Annotated in this window: 11 protein-coding genes; 10 read left to right on the plus strand and 1 reads right to left on the minus strand. The window is 67.3% G+C overall.

From position 1 onward, the window contains the following. Nucleotide 1: 1 nt before the first annotated feature. The 9 genes from V5F68_RS17210 (at nucleotide 2) to V5F68_RS17250 (ending at nucleotide 13679) form a co-directional block, all read left to right on the plus strand. Nucleotides 2-2119, plus strand: coding sequence for a glycosyl transferase family protein (locus V5F68_RS17210; protein WP_394014383.1), 2118 nt, complete (start codon nucleotides 2-4; stop codon nucleotides 2117-2119). 28 nt (nucleotides 2120-2147) lie between these two features. Further along, on the plus strand, nucleotides 2148-2834 hold the full coding sequence (locus tag V5F68_RS17215; protein ID WP_394014235.1) for an alginate O-acetyltransferase AlgF: 687 nt from the start codon (nucleotides 2148-2150) through the stop codon (nucleotides 2832-2834). 24 nt (nucleotides 2835-2858) lie between these two features. Next, a complete protein-coding gene (locus V5F68_RS17220) occupies nucleotides 2859-4244 on the plus strand; it encodes an MBOAT family O-acyltransferase (RefSeq protein ID WP_394014236.1) in 1386 nt (461 codons plus the stop codon). 15 nt (nucleotides 4245-4259) lie between these two features. Next, nucleotides 4260-5339, plus strand: coding sequence for an alginate O-acetyltransferase AlgX-related protein (locus V5F68_RS17225; protein ID WP_394014237.1), 1080 nt, complete (start codon nucleotides 4260-4262; stop codon nucleotides 5337-5339). Next, a complete protein-coding gene (locus V5F68_RS17230; protein ID WP_394014238.1) occupies nucleotides 5336-6322 on the plus strand; it encodes an alginate O-acetyltransferase AlgX-related protein in 987 nt (328 codons plus the stop codon). Before V5F68_RS17225 ends, V5F68_RS17230 begins: the two co-directional genes overlap by 4 nt. Nucleotides 6323-6688: 366 nt before the next feature. Continuing rightward, complete coding sequence (locus V5F68_RS17235; RefSeq protein WP_394014239.1) at nucleotides 6689-10159, plus strand: NfrA family protein; 3471 nt, start codon at nucleotides 6689-6691, stop codon at nucleotides 10157-10159. A 176-nt stretch (nucleotides 10160-10335) separates the two neighbouring features. Then, nucleotides 10336-11499, plus strand: coding sequence for a GGDEF domain-containing protein (locus tag V5F68_RS17240; protein WP_394014240.1), 1164 nt, complete (start codon nucleotides 10336-10338; stop codon nucleotides 11497-11499). A gap of 60 nt (nucleotides 11500-11559) precedes the next feature. Continuing rightward, entirely contained in the window at nucleotides 11560-13446 is a 1887-nt protein-coding gene (locus tag V5F68_RS17245; RefSeq protein ID WP_394014241.1) for an aminopeptidase P family protein, read from the plus strand. Nucleotides 13447-13526: 80 nt separating this feature from the next. After that, nucleotides 13527-13679: a DUF3309 family protein gene (locus tag V5F68_RS17250; protein ID WP_348844211.1), complete on the plus strand. Its 153-nt coding sequence runs from the start codon at nucleotides 13527-13529 to the stop codon at nucleotides 13677-13679. A gap of 113 nt (nucleotides 13680-13792) precedes the next feature. On the opposite strand, the gene aptA is transcribed toward V5F68_RS17250, so the two are convergent. Then, nucleotides 13793-15145: an omega-aminotransferase AptA gene (gene aptA / locus V5F68_RS17255; RefSeq protein ID WP_394014242.1), complete on the minus strand. Its 1353-nt coding sequence runs from the start codon at nucleotides 15143-15145 to the stop codon at nucleotides 13793-13795. Nucleotides 15146-15494: 349 nt separating this feature from the next. On the opposite strand from aptA, the gene V5F68_RS17260 reads away from it, so the two are divergent. After that, nucleotides 15495-17360: a hypothetical protein gene (locus tag V5F68_RS17260; RefSeq protein ID WP_394014243.1), complete on the plus strand. Its 1866-nt coding sequence runs from the start codon at nucleotides 15495-15497 to the stop codon at nucleotides 17358-17360. Nucleotides 17361-17400: the final 40 nt, after the last annotated feature.

A 17400-nucleotide genomic window follows, 5' to 3' on the forward strand; every position in this document is an offset into this window, starting at 1 on the left:
GATGGCATATCTTCTCACCTACGGAGCCGCGGATTATTACGCGGCCCTGGAATGGGTCGCCGCCGTGGTGGCGATCATCATCCTGATTTCCAGTCTGGATGACCTGTTCATCGACATCTATTTCTGGGTGCGCGAAACCTATCGCGCGCTCACCATCAAGCGCGTCTACCGCCCGCTCACCGTCGAGCAATTGCTGGAACGGCCGGAACAGCCGTTTGCCATCATGATTCCGGCGTGGCTGGAAGCGGACGTGATCGCCGGCATGCTGGAGACGCTGGTCGATACGCTCGACTATCGCGATTACACGATCTTCGTCGGCACCTATCCCAACGATGCGGCCACCATCGTGGAAGTCGAGCGCATGCGCCGGCGCATCAAGCAATTGCAGCGCGTGGAAGTGCCCCATCCCGGCCCGACCTCCAAGGCCGACTGCCTCAACTGGGTGGTGCAGGCCATTTTCCTCTACGAGCAGGAAAAGGGCATCGAGTTCACCGGTGTGATCCTGCACGACAGCGAGGACGTGACGCACCCGCTGGAAATGCGGCTGTTCAACTATCTGATCCCGCGCAAGGACCTGATCCAGCTGCCGGTGATCTCGCTGGAACGCGAATGGTTCGAGCTGGTCGCGGGCACCTATATGGACGAATTCGCCGAATGGCACGCCAAGGACCTGCCGGTGCGCGAGAGCATCTCCGGCATGGTGCCGTCGGCGGGCGTCGGCACGGGCTTCTCGCGCCGCGCGCTGCAGGCGCTCTGCGATACCAATAACAACCGCCCGTTCAACACCGAAAGCGTGACCGAGGATTACGACATCGGCATGCGCCTGTCGCGCCTCGGCATGCGGTCCATTTTCGTGCGCTTCCCGGTGAAATACCAGGTGAAGCGCTATTCCTGGCTGGGCAGCGGGGTGCACACCACCACCCTGGACATGCCTTTGTGCGTGCGCGAATACTTCCCCGACACGTTCCGCGCCGCCTATCGCCAGCGCGCCCGCTGGACGCTGGGCATCGCCCTGCAGAGCTGGCGCCAGCAGGGCTGGCCGGGTTCGCTCGCGACGAAATACCTGCTGGTGCGCGACCGCAAGTCCATCATCACCTCCATCGTCAGCACGCTCGCCTACTTCCTGGTGCTGAATTTCGTCGGCTTCTACATCGCCGCCGAACTGGGGGCCTGGACCCTGCGCTACCCGCCGCTGTTCACCGAGAACAGCTGGATCCTCTACATCCTGTGGTTCAACACGTTCGCCCTGCTGCTGCGCATCAGCCAGCGCGCCTATTTCGTCTGGCGCCTCTACGGCTGGCAGCAGGCCGTGCTCTCGGTGCCGCGCCTCGTGGTGTGCAACGCCGTGAACTTCATGGCGACGCTGCGCGCCTGGCGCATCTTCATCCAAACCTCGCTGTTCGGGCAGGCCGTGACATGGGACAAGACCATGCACGCCTTCCCCACCGCCGACGAACTGCTGCTGCGTCGCCGGCGCCTGGGAGACCTGCTGATGTCCTGGCAGGTGCTGGACGAAGCCCGCCTGGAACATGCCCTGACGCTCCAGGCTGAGCGCGACATTCCCCTCGGCCGGCTGCTGATCTTCCAGGGCTGGCTGGACGACGAAACCCTGGCGGAGGCGATTTCCGCGCAATCGGATCTGCCGCGCGCCCATATCGATGCCGCGACCGTGCGCCGCTTTGGCCGCCAGGTCGATCTCGGCCTGTGCGTGCGCCACCGCTTCATCTTCCTCGGTGCCGAGGACGGCGTGCCGCGCATCGCCGTGGGCGGCCCGCTGAAGCCGGAGGTTCTCGCCGCGCTCGCCCCGGCCCTCGGCGGCACGCCCGAGCAGATGATCGCGCGCGAAAGCGAGATCGCCGCCGCCCTGCGCCTGCTGACCGAACAGGGCGACACCTTCGAGACGAGCGAAAAGGGCAGCGTGCCCCTGCTGGGCGATCTGCTGATCGAGCAGGGCCTCCTGCAGCGCTCCGCCTTCGACGCCGCCATGGAAGACTATCGTCCGGAGCGCGACGGGCGCATCGGCGACCATCTGGTCGCGCGGGGCGTCGTCACCCGCGAGGCCGTCGAGACCGCGCAGGCGGAACAGCGGCGTCGGTTCGAGCAATTGGCCGCCGTATGACCCGCCCCTCCAGATGGGATGTCGTTCGATGACCCGTGTTCCGACCACTGCAATTCTCGCCGCCCTCCTGACCCTGGTGGCCTGCGAGGCGTTCGCCCAGGCGACGCCGCTTGCGCGGCTGTACGCAGCCAAGCCGCCGGCCGGCTCGGCCTTCGTGCGGGTGCTCAATCCCACCGAGGCGGCGGTCGTGGTGGGGCTCGGCGAAGGCGCGAAGGCGACCCTCGGCCCCGGCGGCCCGCGCGCGAGCGTCTATCGCGTGGTGCCGGGCGGAAAGCCGGTCTCGGTCACCGCGGACGGCAAGCCGGTCTCCGGCGCCGCGAGCCCCGCGGCCGATGGTTTCTCCACCCTGGTCCTGCTGCCCGAAGGCGCCGGCTTCCGCCTGGAAGCGCTGGCGGATTCCACCGAGGGCCGGGACGATCTCAAGGCCATGCTGCGTTTCTACGCGCTCGCGCCCGGCTGCACCGCCACGCTTGCGGTGGCCGACGGGCCGACCGTGTTCGATGCGGTGCCCCCCATGGCGAGCCGCCAGCGGGCGATCAATCCGGTGGAGGCCAGCCTTGTCGGGCGCTGCGGGGATGCGGTCTCCGCGCCGCTGAAGCTGCCGCCGCTGAAGGCCGGGGACCATTACAGCCTGTTCCTGGTGGGCACAGCGCAGGCCCCCGTGCTCGCCGGCCAGAATGACGAGACCGAACCCTATCGCGGCCCCGCCAACTGATCGCGAAAGGACTGTCGGTCCGCAATGGTCTTCGCCAGCGACAGCTTCATCTTCCTTTTCCTGCCGGTGTTCCTGGTCGCCTACGGCCTGACCCCGGCACGCTGGCGCAATGTCACGCTGCTCGGCTTCTCCTGGCTGTTCTATGCCTGGTGGCGGGTGGACTTCCTGCCGCTCATCGTCGGCATCGCCATCTGGTCCTGGGTGACCGGCCTGTGGATCGCCCGGCGGGCGGACCATGAGCGCGGATGGCCGCTGTTCGTCGCCATCGCCGGGCCGCTCGCGGCGCTGATCTGGTTCAAATACGCCAATCTGTTCGTTGGCACCGCCATCGCGCTCGGCGCTCCGCTCACCGGCTGGCAGGCGATCCTGCTGCCGATCGGCCTCTCCTTCTTCGTCTTCGGCGCCATCTCCTATTCGGTCGACGTCTATCGCGGCACCGTGCCGGCGGAGCGCAGCTTCATCAATTACGCCACCTACCAGTCCATGTTCGGCCACCTCGTGGCGGGCCCCGTGGTGCGCTATCAATGGGTGGCGGAGCGCCTGCACGCCCGCGCCTTCGACCGGGCGGAATTCGCCATCGGGGTGGAGCGCTTCATGCTCGGCTTCGCCCAGAAGGTGCTGATCGCCGATACCCTCGCGCCGATGGTGGACGCGGGATATTCCCTTGCCCATCCAAGCACGGCGGACGTGGCCCTGGCGGTGCTCGGCTATACGCTGCAGCTTTATTTCGATTTCGCCGGCTACAGCTCCATGGCGATCGGGCTCGGGCTGATGGTGGGGCTGAAATTCCACGAGAATTTCGACAATCCCTATCTCTCCGTCACGCTCGCCGAATTCTGGCGCCGCTGGCACATCTCCCTGTCCACCTGGCTACGCGACTATCTCTACATCCCGCTCGGCGGCAATCGCGGCGGGCTGTGGCGGCTGTGCGTGAACCTGCTCATCACCATGGGCCTCGGCGGCCTGTGGCATGGGGCGAGCTGGACCTTCCTGGTGTGGGGCCTGTGGCACGGGCTCGGCCTCATGGCGCTGCGTCTCGCGTCGGCGGCCGGCCTGCCCAAGGCGCCGGCGGTGCTCGGCCACGTGACGACGCTGCTGTTCGTCATGTTCGGCTGGCTGCTGTTCCGCGCCCAGACCTGGGATGAATTCGCGGTGGCGCTCAACGGCCTGACCGGGGCGAACGGGACGGCGCCCTCGCAGGAATTCCTGGCCACACTGCATCCCACCATCATCGCCACGCTGCTGCTGGGCATCGTGATGGTATATGTGCCGCTGATCGGCCGGTTCAGCGAACCGGCGGCGCGCTTTGGCAGTGTCGTGCGGCTGTGGGGGGCGCTGCCGCTGTGGCTGGTGGCGGTGTTCGTGCTGCAAGGGCGCACGGTCGTGCCCTTCCTGTATTTCCAGTTCTGAGGGAGGGAGACGGCCATGCGCGCGAAACTCCACCTCGTCTACGCCGCGGCCTTTTTGCTGGTCTGTTTCGTCGGCATGGCGGCCAGCCTGCCGTATCTGTGGAGCGAAAAGGCGCGCGCGGCCTATGCCCCGCTCACCGTCTCCACGCTGCTCAATGGGCAGTTCACCGCCACGTTCGACCGCACCTTCGCCACCGGCGTGCCGCACAGCGAGGCGCTGGACGGGGCGGTGGCGGGCGCGCTCTATGCCGCGATCGGCGATGCCGGCCCGCTGGTGCGCGCCGGCTGTCCCGGATGGCTGTTCCTCGCCGAGGAAATCCTGGAAGTCCGTAACGGCGACACCTTCCTCGCCGCGCGCGTGCGGCTGGCGCGCAAGATCGCCGCCGATCTTGCCAAGCGCGGCGTCGCGCTGGTGGTGCTTCCGGTGCCGGACAAGGTGGACCTGGCGCACGATGAAACCTGCGGCCTGCCGGTGGCGGAGCAAGCGCGCAACCGGTTCGCCTCCTGGCGCGGCAATTCGGAAGGCAACGGGCTGCGACAGGCGAACCTCGCGCTGAACTGGCCGACACCGGGCTTCCTGCGCACCGACACCCATTGGAACACCACGGGCGCGGGCTTCGCGGCGGGGCAAGTGGCGGCGATCGCCAAGTCCATTCTGGGCACGGGAACGACCCCGGTCGCCTTGGCCGAAGGGCCGGTTCATCCACGCCCGGGCGATCTCATGCGGCTCGCCAACCTGCGGAGCACCGCCGCTATTTTCGGCCCGGCGCCCGACGACGTCCGCGATATCTCCGCGACCCTGACCCGGTCCGGCGGGCTGCTCGACGATGTCCCGGCGCCCGCCATAATCCTGGCGGGCTCATCCTATTCCCTGAACTCGGGCTTCCTCGAGCAATTGCAGGCCGCGCTTGCGCGCGAAGTGGTCCAGCGCAGCCTCGCGGGCGGCGGCTTTGCCGGCGCCATCCTCGATCTGCTGGAGCGCCATGCCGACCTGCTCCCGCGCACCAAGCTTGTTGTCTGGGAATGGCCGGTTCGCGCCTTGACCCAGCCTCTCACCGATGCCGAACGGCGTTATCTCGAAAGGGACCTTCCATGACGCTCGTCACGCGCCGCCGCGCCCTCCTCGCCGCTGCCGCTTTGCTCGCTGGCGCCGCCCTGCCCGGCCTTCCGGCGTGGGCCGCCGACGGGCCGATCATCATCATGGGCAAGGGCGGCTGGCTGTTCCCGGGGTGGGAAAGCCTCACCACCTCGAATTCCGCGGCCATCCAGAGCGTGGTGCAGCTGATCAAGGACACCAAGGACCGCCTCGCGGCGCGCAATATCCTGCTGGTGCCGGTGGTGGTGCCGTTCAAGGCCACCTTCTATCCCGACAAGCTGCCCGACGGCACCGCGGTCTCCGCCGAGGTGAAGGCGCGCTATGATTTCATCCTCGCCCAGCTGAAGCAGAACGGGCTTGAGGCGATCGACCTGCGGCCGGCTCTGAAATCGGTGGAAACCGGCAAGCAGACCATCTTCTTCCGGGCGGATTATCACTGGACCGCCTGGTCCGCCGAAGCCGCGGCGGATGCGGTGGCCAAGGTAATCAAGGCGAGCGTGAAATTGTCCGGCGCGGCCGGCACCGGCGACAAGCTGGGCGAATGGGTGACCCAGCGCAATCTCGGCGATCTCGCCCAGCGCTTCCTCTCGCCGGACCAGCAGAAGGCCGTGGGGCCGGACCTCTACACCGTGCGCGTTCCCCCCGAGGACAAGAAGGGCCTTCTGGATGCCGCGCCCGCGCCGGTGCATGTGGTGGGCAACAGCTTCGTCCAGCCCTATCTCGGCTTCCCGCAGAAGCTCTCCAACGCCCTTGACCGCCCGGTTTCGCTGACCTGGAACGTGGGCAATATCGGACCGTGGTTCACGTTCCTGCAATATGTCGGCTCTCCCGGCTTCGCCAAGCAGCCGCCGCAAGTGATCGTGTGGCAGTTCAACGAAGGACAGTTCCAGAGCGGCCCGGACGCGACCGGCCAATGGGATGCGCCCTCCATCGTGGCCCCGCAGGTGTGGCGCGACCGCATGGTCGCGGCGATCGGGCGCTGAGACACCGCTTGCAGCGTTAGAGCGCGACGGGCCGACATCCCGTCCCGGCCGAGCCCGGTCCGGGGCTCGGTGCAACGGCGCGCGCACCCCGCGCGAACCGACGCGCGCGCCTGTTCCTGCTCATTCCCATGCGCGGGCGTCCGCCGCTGATGCCGACGCCGCGTGTGCGCCAGCGCTCCCGCACCCGTTCACTCTTCGTAAATACTGGTTTACGCTTTGTAAACGAGACCTTTCCCCTTCCTAAACAATCTCTTTCCAAGAAGTAAATTTTGTACTTAACAAAAGTTAATCGAAGAAAAGGGCGCCGATTCATTCGGATCGATTAACCTTAACTGTGATTTAACCTTAATATCCGACGGTAGCGTCATGACTACCGCGATTCATCTCTCCGAGATCAGCCGTCCCATGCGCCTTCAGGCGATGGGACGCATGCGCAGGGTCACCGCCGCCGCCATGCTGGCGATGACGGTGAGCGGCATTGCACTGATGGCCCACAGCCCAGCGCTCGCTCAGGAGCCGGCCCTCGTGGGGCCGGCATGGACAGCCGCCGACAAGGCGTACGCCGCCTATCAGGCCAAGGACTACGCCACCGCCGCCACCCAGGCGCGCGAGGCGCTGCGCCTACGGCCCGATGTCGCCCGGCTCTGGCTTCTGCTCATGGATGCGCTCGACGCACAGGGCAATGTCGCGGAATCGGTCGCGACGGCGAAAGACGCAATCGCCGCCGGCGTCCAGGACCCGACGATCACGGCCCGCCTGCGCAGCCAGAGCAAGGTGCTGGCGCAGGCGCCCTCGCTCGCCGCCAACAAGGCGCTCGAGGCACGCAATCCCAAGGCCGCGCTCGCGGAGATCCGCAAGGCCATCGCGCTCGTGCCCGACGACCTCAGCTATCGCATCCTGCTGGTCTACGCGCTGATCGCCGACGACCAGATCGAGGCTGCCGAGCAGGCCGCGACCGCGGCCATTGCGGTCGATCCCAAATCCTTCCTGCCTCAGGTGTTGCGCGGCTATCTGCGCGAGCGCCTCGGCCGCATCAACGAAGCGAACCAGGATTTCGACAGCGCGCTGACCGACGAGGTGCTCACCGGCCCGGACGCGCGCGACGTGCGCCTGGTGATCGCCGATGCTGCCATCGCCGCCGGGAATCCGCGCCGGGCGCTGAAGATTCTCGATCCGCTCGGCGATACCCAGGACCCAGCCGTCAAGGCGCGCCGCGATGCCGCGAGCGCGCAGGACGCCACCCCCAGCATCGTGCCGAAGGATGCCTTCAAGACGCTGCCGGTGCCCTATCAGAAGTGCCGCGACACGCCTTATGGACCGGCCTGCACGCTGGTGCCCGCCACCACGCCGCCGGGCGCCGGCGGCGTCGCCAATCCCGGCTTCAAGGCCGCCGACGAAGCCTATAAGGCGTATGCGGACGGCAATTACGCGTTGGCGGAAAAGCGCATCCGCGAGGCGCTCGCGGTCAGCCCCTCGAACGCCGCCTGGCGCCGCCTGCTGATCGACACGCTGGAGCGCTCCAACCAGTTCGCCGCCCTCGACGCCGCCATCGGCGAAGCGATCGCGGCGGGCGAGGACGATCCCGCCCTGCTCGGCCTGCGCGGCATGGCGCAGACGCGCCTCGGCGAACCTTCCGCCGTGCTGGCGCTGAAGCAGATGGCCGAGAAGAATCCCAAGGCGGCCGTGGAATCGGCCAAGAAAGCGGTGCAGCAGGCGCCGCACGCCATGGTGTTCCGCATCGTGCTGATCCAGGCCCTGATGGCCGCCGGCCAGACCAAGGAAGCCGCCGCCGCCGCCGCAAGCGCGGTGGAGGAGGATGAGAACGACGTCCTACCCCGCATCCTGCGCGCCTATCTGCTCCAGGCCACCGGCAACCGGGCCGGCGCGGTGCAGGATTTCGACAAGGTGCTCGCCTCCAACGTCCTCACCGATCAGGAAATCCTTAACTACAGCCTGATCGCCGCCAATGCCGCCCTTGCGGCCGGCAAGCCGGACGACGCCATCAAGATCCTCAAAGCGCTCGACGACGTGAAGAATGCGGATGTCGAAAGCTTCCGCAAGACCGCCGAGGCGATGCTGGCCAACCCGAACCGCCAGCGCCCCGCACTGGTGGCGCCGGTGCCGCTGTGCCAATCCACCAATTACGGCATCATCTGCTCGGTCTTCGCGGGCGGCACCAACGCCGGTTCCGGCGTGCCGAGCGACCCCGGCTACGAAGCCGCCGATGCCTCGATCCGGGCGCTCAAGGCCCGCAACTACGCGCTCGCCATCAGCGAGGCGCGCCGCGCGGTGGAACTCTCCCCGCGCAACGTCACCTATCGCCAGTTCCTCATCAACGCGCTTTCCACCGCCGGCCGCACGGCGGAGGCGGAAACCGCATCCACCCAGGCCATCGCCGCCTTCCCGGGCGAAACGACGCTGGTGGTGCAGCGCGGCTACCTGCGCCAGCGGCTCGGCCGTTATGGCGGCGCGGCCTCCGACTTCGCCGCCGCCCTGCGCAGCGGCCGCCTGCCGGCGAACGATGTGCGCGGCGTGCGCCTTGCCCTGGTGGACGCCTATATGGGGGCGAAGGACCCGCAGGCCGCCCTCGACGCCCTCGCCCCCCTCGGACGTGAGCGCAGCTATGATGTGGTGGCCCGCCGCGGCTTCGCGCTCCAGGCGCTGGGCCGCCACGAGGAGGCGCTGGAAGCCTTCGAATTCGCCTATCGCCTCGCCCGCACGCCGACAGACCGGGCCAATATCTCCAGCGCCGTGATCGGCGAACTGGTGGCGCTGGGCCGCAAGGACGAAGCCAAGGCGCGGTTCCAGCAGGCACTCGCCTCAGGCGAACTGCGCGCCATGCAGCCGCTCGACGTCGCCTATCTCGCCAATCAGGCCGGCGACACGGCGACCGCCTACAAATATTTCCACCAAGTGGATTCCACCACCGGGTTGCGCCGCGGCATGGTGCTGGTGGATGCCGCCTATGCCGCCAAGCACGAATATCAGAACGCGGAATCGGCGGCCCTGTTCAAGCGGGCCATCGACGCCAATGCGGACGGCGCCCTGCCCTTGCCGGCACAGACCGTGTTCGGCCTGCGCCGCGAAGTGGGCGAGCTGGAGCGCACGTGGGGTGCCTATGCCTCGGTGAGCTACGGCGCGGTCGGCGTCATGCCCGGGTCCCCGCTTGCCCCGCCGCCGGGCCCCGGCGGCCACACGATCCAATCGGGTGCCGAGGTCTATTGGCGCCCGCCCGGCATCGGCTATCGCGACGGCTCGATCTTCGAGGTGTTCGGCCGCGTCTTCACCACCCTCTATGACGAAAAGGGCGGGCCGACGGGCGTCGATACCATGCAAGGCAGCGTGGGCGTGCGGTGGAAGCCGCTGAAGGACCAGAACCTGGTGCTGGAGGCGAGCCGCCTGTTCCCGATCGGTGCCTATTCCCGCAACGACTGGCTGCTGCGCGCCGCCTATTCCAACGGCGAGGGCAGCGACCTGCGGGTGGACGTGAACGACTGGAACTACTGGCAGTTCTACGCCGACACCAATTATTACGTGGAGCTTCCCGAATCGGTCAGCAGCTTCGAATTCCGCTGGGGCCATTCCTATCGGGTGAAGCCGATCAATGACAATCTCATCGTCACGCCGTTCCTGGCGATCGGCGGGGCCTATGATTCGGTGCTCGACACCCCCGGCACCCTCGGGGCAGGCCCCGGCGTCAACCTGCGGTGGTGGTTCCGCGAGGACAAATACACCGCCCCCATGTCCTATGTGGACCTGACCGCGCAATACCGCTTCAAGCTGGCGGGCGACAGCCGCGGCGAGGGCCTGTTCGCCGGCGCCTTCGTGTCCTACTGACCGCGACGAGACCAAGGGACGAGACGATGTGAATTGGCCCGGTGGACCAGCCGCCGGGCCAGTGAAGCGTGCCAGTTGCAGCCTCAAATCGATACACGAGGCCTACTTCCCCCGCCCGTGTTAACCCGGTACAAGAATAAGGCCCTTCCAGCGACCGGTCCGAGCTTTACGCACAGATGCCCCCCGCTCCCGATACCTATTTTGCATTGGCCCTCATCGGGCCGGCAATATTGGCGCTGTTTTCATTTTGTTTTCTCGGACTGTGGGCATTCGGCGGCACACGCAATTATATCCTGCTGTTTTCGGCGGCGTGCTTCGTCTACAGCTTGGCCGCAATTCTGCAGATTACATTCTGGCCGGCGGATGTTGGCCAAAACACCATTCTCACCGCGCTGCTTTACACCACGAGCGTGATCCTGATCGGCAGCGGCGTTTTGCAACGCGCCGACCAGCGCTTAAGCACGCTCGCGATGATTGTTATATTTTGCGCGATCATGATACCGATCTGGTATTTCTTTTATATCGAGCCCAGCCTCATCGCCCGTATTTACATTATCAATTTCGGATGCGGATTTGTTTTCCTCTATATTTGTATGCGTCTGGTGAGTTGGACCTCGGGCCGCTTCATCGATCGATTCCTTTATTGGGTTCTCGTCGCCTTCGCCTTCCACTTCTTCATCCGCACCACGGCCACCATCGATCCCGACCTCGGCGGGGGCGTCCGCAGTTTCGGGCGCTCGGTGTTCTGGCTCGTGCTCCAGGTGAGCCTCGCCATCTTCGGCGCGGTCATGGCCCTGTCCCTGCTCGCGGCCACTGTCGCCGACATGCTCGGCGACATGGAGCGTGACCGCGACACCGATCTCCTCACCCGGCTGCTGAACCGGCGCGGCTTTGAACGCATCGCCGGTTCGCACATGACGCGCGCGGGAGGGCGCCCGATCAGCCTGATTTCCTGCGACATCGACCATTTCAAAACGCTCAACGACACCTATGGCCATGGGGCGGGAGATGCCGTGCTGAAGGAGTTCGGCGCGCTGCTGCTGAACACCATGCGGTCGGAAGATGTCATCGGCCGCATCGGCGGCGAGGAATTCGCCATCCTGCTGACCGGGGCGGACGCGGAGGGGGCGCGCCAGTTTGCCGAGCGCGTGCGCCTGCTCCTGGAGAGCACCCGCTTCGATTCGGTGCCGGATACGCGGGTGGTGACGGCCAGTTTCGGCGTCGCGCAATATCGCCCGCCGGAGCCGCTCCGCAAATTGCTGGCGCGCGCCGACGTGGCGCTCTACGCGGCCAAGAAGGCCGGGCGCAACCGCTGCTTCGTCGCCGGGCAGACGCAATAGGCCTGCGCCCGCGCGCCGGTACGAATTGCAGGCGAAGCGCTTCGCTCCTAAAATTACCGCATGTCACAGACCCAGCCTGCCGCTCCCGCCGCTGATCCCGCCGCGTTTTCAGCGCTCTTTCAAACGTTCGAGGACACCGCCGACGGTCGGCTGGGGCCGGCGCGTCTTGCCGCTTTGCGCGCGGAACTGGCCGCGCGCGGGCTGGACGGCTACGTCATCCCCCGCGCCGATGCGCATCAGAACGAATATGTGACCCCGGCGGAAGAGCGCCTCGCGTGGCTCACCGGCTTTACCGGCTCGGCTGGCCTGTGCGTGGTGCTGAAGGACGAAGCCGCTTTGTTCGTGGATGGGCGCTACACCCTCCAGGCACCGGCGCAGGTGGACGGCACCGCCTTCACCGTTGTGCCGCTCGCCGACATCACGCCGGAGCGCTGGATCGCCGAACACCTGCCAAAGGGCTGCTCGCTGGGGTTTGACCCGTGGCGCTCCACCCTTGACATGAAGGACAAGCTCTCCCAGGCGGTCGCCAAGGCCGGCGGCATCCTGGTCGCGGTCGAGGACGATCCCATCGCCCGCCTTTGGACCGACCGGCCCGCACCGCCGCGCGCCGCCGCGCGTCTGCTGGACGATGCCCGCGCCGGTGCCAGCCCGCGGGAGAAGCTAAGCCAGGTCCAAGCGGCGCTGGTGGCGGAAAAGCTCGACGGCGCCTTGATTTCCGACCCGCACGCGACGGCCTGGCTGTTCAATCTGCGCGGTGCCGACGTCAGCCACACCCCGCTGGTGCTCTCCTGGTCGCTGGTGCCGGCGCAGGGGCGGCCGGAGGTGTTCATCGCGCCCGAGAAGCTCTCCAATGCCGTGCGCGCGCAATTGGAAGATGTGGCCGACATTGCGGAGGAAGGCGCCCTCGGCCCTCGGCTCGCGGCCTTTGCGAAGGGGCGCACGGTCCGCGTGGACCAGGCGACCGCCCCGGTCGCACTCGCCCAAATCATCGAGCAGGCCGGCGGAAGCATCTCGAAAGGCGCCGATCCCATTGCTTTGCTCAAAGCGGTGAAGAATGCGGCCGAGATCGAGGGCATGCGCGCGGCACATCTGCGCGACGGCGTCGCCCTGACACGCTTTCTGAAGTGGTTCGAAGAGACCGCGCCGAGCGGAACGGTCAGCGAGATTCGCGCGGTGGAAGCGCTGGAGACCTTCCGGCGGCAAAGCGGGCCGCTGAACGACGTGTCTTTCCCCACCATTTCCGGCGCCGGCCCCAACGGGGCGATCGTGCATTACCGCGTCACCAAGGACACCAACCGATTGGTCAACGACGGAGAATTGTTTCTCCTCGATTCCGGCGCGCAATATCCGGACGGCACAACGGACGTCACCCGCACCCTGGTGGTGGGGGAGCCGACGGCGGAGATGCGCCGGCATTTCACCTTGGTGCTGAAGGGTCACATCGCGCTCGCCCGCGCGGTTTTCCCGGTCGGCGTGAGCGGGGCGCAGCTCGATCCGCTGGCGCGGCAATTTCTTTGGGCCCATGGGCTCGATTTTGATCACGGCACCGGCCACGGGGTGGGCGCTGGGCTCTCAGTGCACGAGGGGCCGGCGCGCATCTCCAAGCTCGGCCATGTGCCGCTGAAGGCCGGCATGATCCTCTCGAACGAGCCGGGCTATTATAAATCCAATGCCTACGGCATCCGGCTGGAAAATCTCATCCTGGTGGAGCCGCGCCATCCCGAAGGCGGGGAGCGGCCGAGCCTGGGGTTCGAGACGCTCACCCTCGCGCCGTTTGAAAAGCGACTGATGGCTCTGGAATTGCTCACGAAAACCGAGATCGAGTGGATCAATTCCTATCACGCTGAGGTGGCCGTGCGGGTGGGGCCGCTGCTGGACACTGAGACCTGCGCCTGGCTACTGCGCGCCACCGCGCCCATCGCCCAGACTGCGCCCGACGCTTTATAGTCGTCGGCTGCGTCTTAACGGGAACCATCCGCGAAATCAGGCGTTGTCAAGGCACTCAGAGGCCGGGAGACCACAACGCCATGTCCACAATTCTGCTTGTCATCTTAGTTTTGCTTCTCGTCGGCGCGCTGCCGACTTGGGGATATAGCCGCAGCTGGGGTTATGGCCCCGGCGGAATCGTGGGCGTCCTCCTCATCATCGTGGTTGTGCTGGCGCTCACAGGGCGGATCTGACCTGCGCAGGCAAATGAGCTGCGCAAGCAAATGACCTGCGCAAGAAAGAGCGGCGGCACCCATCCGGGTGCCGCCGCGCCGCCATGTGCGATGTTCGCGCCCCCGAGGGGGCGTTATGCGTAAAGTTCGATCGCTTTTCCCACCTTCTCGATCAATTCCCCGATCTGGTCTTCGGAAATGATCAGCGGCGGCGTCAGCGCGATGGTATCGCCGCTGGCGCGCACCATGATTCCGAGATCATGGAACGCCCCATCAAGCGTGGAATAGCCCCGCAGGCCGGGCTGCCCGTCGCGCGGCGCAAGGTCGATGCCGGCGGTGATGCCGACCGTGCGGATATCCAGAACGCCCGGCTTGTCCTTCAGGCTCATCACCGCGTCCGCCCACATGGGCTCCAGCTTGCGGGCGCGCGCGAAGGTGTCTTCCTCGGCATAAAGGTCCAGGGTCGCGAGCGCCGCAGCGCAGGCGAGCGGATGGGCCGAATAGGTATAGCCGTGGAACAGCTCGATCACATGCTCGGGCCCGCGCATGAAGGCATCGTGGATGCCGGCCCGCGCCAGCACGCCGCCCATGGGCACGGCGCCGGCGGTCACGCCCTTCGCAAATGTGATCAGGTCGGGCACCACGCCATAACGCTCGGCGGCAAAGGCATAGCCGAGGCGACCGAAGCCGGTGATGACCTCATCGAAGATCAGCAGGATGCCGTACTTGTCGCAGATCTCGCGCAGGCGCTTGAGATAGCCCTTCGGCGAGGGGATCACGCCGGTGGAGCCGGCCATGGGCTCCACGATCACCGCCGCGATGGTGGAAGCGTCGTGCAGGCCCACCAGGCGTTCCAGCTCGTCGGCGAAATGGGCGCCATATTCCGGCTCGCCCTTGGTAAAGGCCTGGTGCTGGCGGTCATAAGTGGTCGGCAGATGGTCCACCCCGGCGAGCAGGGAGCCGAACATCTTGCGGTTCGGCACGATGCCGCCGACGCTGATGCCGCCGAAGCCGACCCCGTGATAGCCGCGCTCGCGGCCGATGAGGCGGGTGCGGGCACCCTGGCCGATCACATTCTGGTAAGCCAGCGCGATCTTCAGGGCCGTATCCACAGCTTCCGAGCCGGAATTGCAGAAGAACACATGGTCCAGATCGCCGGGCGCAAGGGCGGCGATGCGGCTCGCCACCTTGAAGGCGTTGGGGTGGCCGTACTGGAACGTGGGGGCGAAATCCAGCTCGCTCGCGGAATTGCGGATTGCCTCCACCACCGGCGCCCGGTTATGGCCAGGATTGGTGCACCATAGGCCTGCGACACCGTCGAGGATCGCGCGGCCTTCGGGGGTGTAATAGTGCATATCCTTGGCGCGGGCGATCAGACGCGGGCGCTTCTTGAAAGAGCGGTTCGCGGTGAAGGGCATCCAGAATGCGTCCAGATCATTCGGCGCCGCGTCGCCCGTTGCTCGAACCGCGATCTCGTCCAGTGCCATCATCCCTCTCCTCATCGCCCGACCGGCGCGCGGCGGCCTCACATTTGCCGCCTGTGCGGGGAAGCTATCAGCGGCCACGCAGGGAGGGAACCGCCGAGGTCGCAACGCTGCCTCTTGCGCCATGCGCCCGACTGGCACAAAAGAAGGCCATGACGATGGGTCATTTTCAATCGGGGCCGGTCGCTGATGCGCGCTGCGGCAGTTTGGCACGGGGCGCGGATAGAGTGACCGCGCGCCGAGGCCGCGTCATGACTGAAACGGGGACCGGATCGGCGCCTCAGGCCGCTGCCCGGGCCGGCGCGCGCTCGTGACCGCCCCCGAGACCGATCCGAGGCCGGATGCCGACCCAATGATGGACGAAACCGCCCTGCCGGGCGACGATGTGCAGGACCCGGCGGAACTCGCGGCCCTCCCCTCCGCGCAGGATGTGCAGGCCGACAAGGCCCGCGCGGCGCTCGCGCGCGTCCTCGCCTCCGATGAATTCGTCTCCTCGCCCCGCCTCGCGGATTTCCTGCGTTTCGTGGTGGAAGCGACGCTCGGCGGGCGCGCGGACGCCATCAAGGGCTATACCATCGCGGTCGAGGCGCTCGGGCGTCCGACCACCTTCGACCCCCAGACCGACCCCATCGTGCGCGTCGAGGCGACCCGCCTGCGCCGCGCGCTGGAGCGCTATTATACCTCCGCAGGCCCCGAGGAGACGCTGGAAATCGTCATCCCCAAGGGCGTCTACGTGCCGCGCTTCGTGCCGCGCGGCGCCGGCGAGGCTGCAAGCCAGGCCGCCACGGGCGACGGCGAGGGGCCGGCTTATCCGCTGCCCGGCGCCCGCGCGCCTGCGCCGCTGGCCCGTGCACGCGGGCGCCTCGCCTGGGTCGCCGTGGGGCTGGTGGCCGCCGCAGCCTTGGTGTGGGGCACGCTGCAACTCACCGATTCCAACCGCTCAAGCCCCATCGCAACCCTGCTGGGACTCGAAAGCGCCAATTCGGCGAGCGAAATCGCCGATCGCATGGGCATGCCGCAATTGGAGGTGCGCCCGTTCGAGATCGCCGGCACGGCCGGCCCCACGGGCTTCGGCGCGAGCGAGGTGCACGCGTTCGAGGTGCGGTTGCGCGACGCTATGGCCCGCTTTGACTTCGTGGATGTCATGTCGGCCGGGGAAGAAGGCTCGGCGCGCCAGTGCCGCGGCAATCCGCCACGCTCGGTGTTTTCCTTGACCGGCCTTGCCGAAGCCCACGAGGGCGGCACCTTCTCGCTGCTGGTGCGCCTGGCTGACCGGTGCGGCGGCACCATCATCTGGTCCACCGCGTTCGAGGACCTTCGGCGCGGGGCCGAGCTTCCTGCCTCCGAATACCGCGTCGTGCGCGATATCGCCTCGGCGGTGATGCAATCCTACGGCGTGCTGCCCACCCGCGCCCGCGCCCAGGCGCGCGCCGACGCGCCCGGCTCGGGCTTCGGCTGCATCGCCCAGAGCTTCGCCGTCATGCGCAGCGAGGACAGCACCACCGCCGCCCAGGCGCGCAATTGCCTCGACCAATGGGTGACGCGCGACAACGGCTTCGGCACCCTGCACGCGGTCCGCGCCATGCTGCTGCTGGACGAGGCGCAGCGCTCCTCCGACCGGCCTCTGGACCCGGCCATGCTGGATGAGATGCAGCGGGAGGCGGAGCTGGCCACCGACCTTTCCCCGAACAGCGCCTATTCCGCCAAGGTGCTGGCGAGCGTCGAATTCTTCCGGGGCGAGCGGGACGCCGCCCTGGCGGCCGCGGACCGGGCGCTGGCGCTCAATCCGCTCGATTATGACGTGGCGGCCACCGTCGGCACTATCATGATCGGTCTCGGCAAGCCCGAGCAGGGCGAAGCGGTGCTGACCTTCGCGCGCGGCCACGGCGCCGCACGCACGCCGATTCAGGACGTCTATCTCGCCATCGCGGCTTTCCTGCGCGAGGATGATATCGCTGCCAACGGCCTGCTGCCCACCTTGCAGGCCCATCCTTCCGCCCAGGGCCGCATCGCGCTGGCGCTGATCCTGCACGCGCTGGGACGCCAGGAAGAGGAACGCGGCGTCGTGGCCCTGCTGGCGCGCGATACGCCCGGCGGCCCAGCCGGCGTCTCCCGCCTGGTGCACCACCTGCTGCCGCTCTCGGACTCCTACGCCCGCGTCATGGGCGCACTGGAGGCGGCCGGCCTGCCGCAATTCGCCGACGCCTCGCGCGGCTGATCCGGCCCGGCGCTTTTCGGGTGCCGGCGTTTCCCCCTCC

Origin of the sequence: Roseixanthobacter pseudopolyaromaticivorans, from assembly GCF_043195145.2 — a bacterium.
GTDB lineage: Bacteria > Pseudomonadota > Alphaproteobacteria > Rhizobiales > Xanthobacteraceae > NCEH01.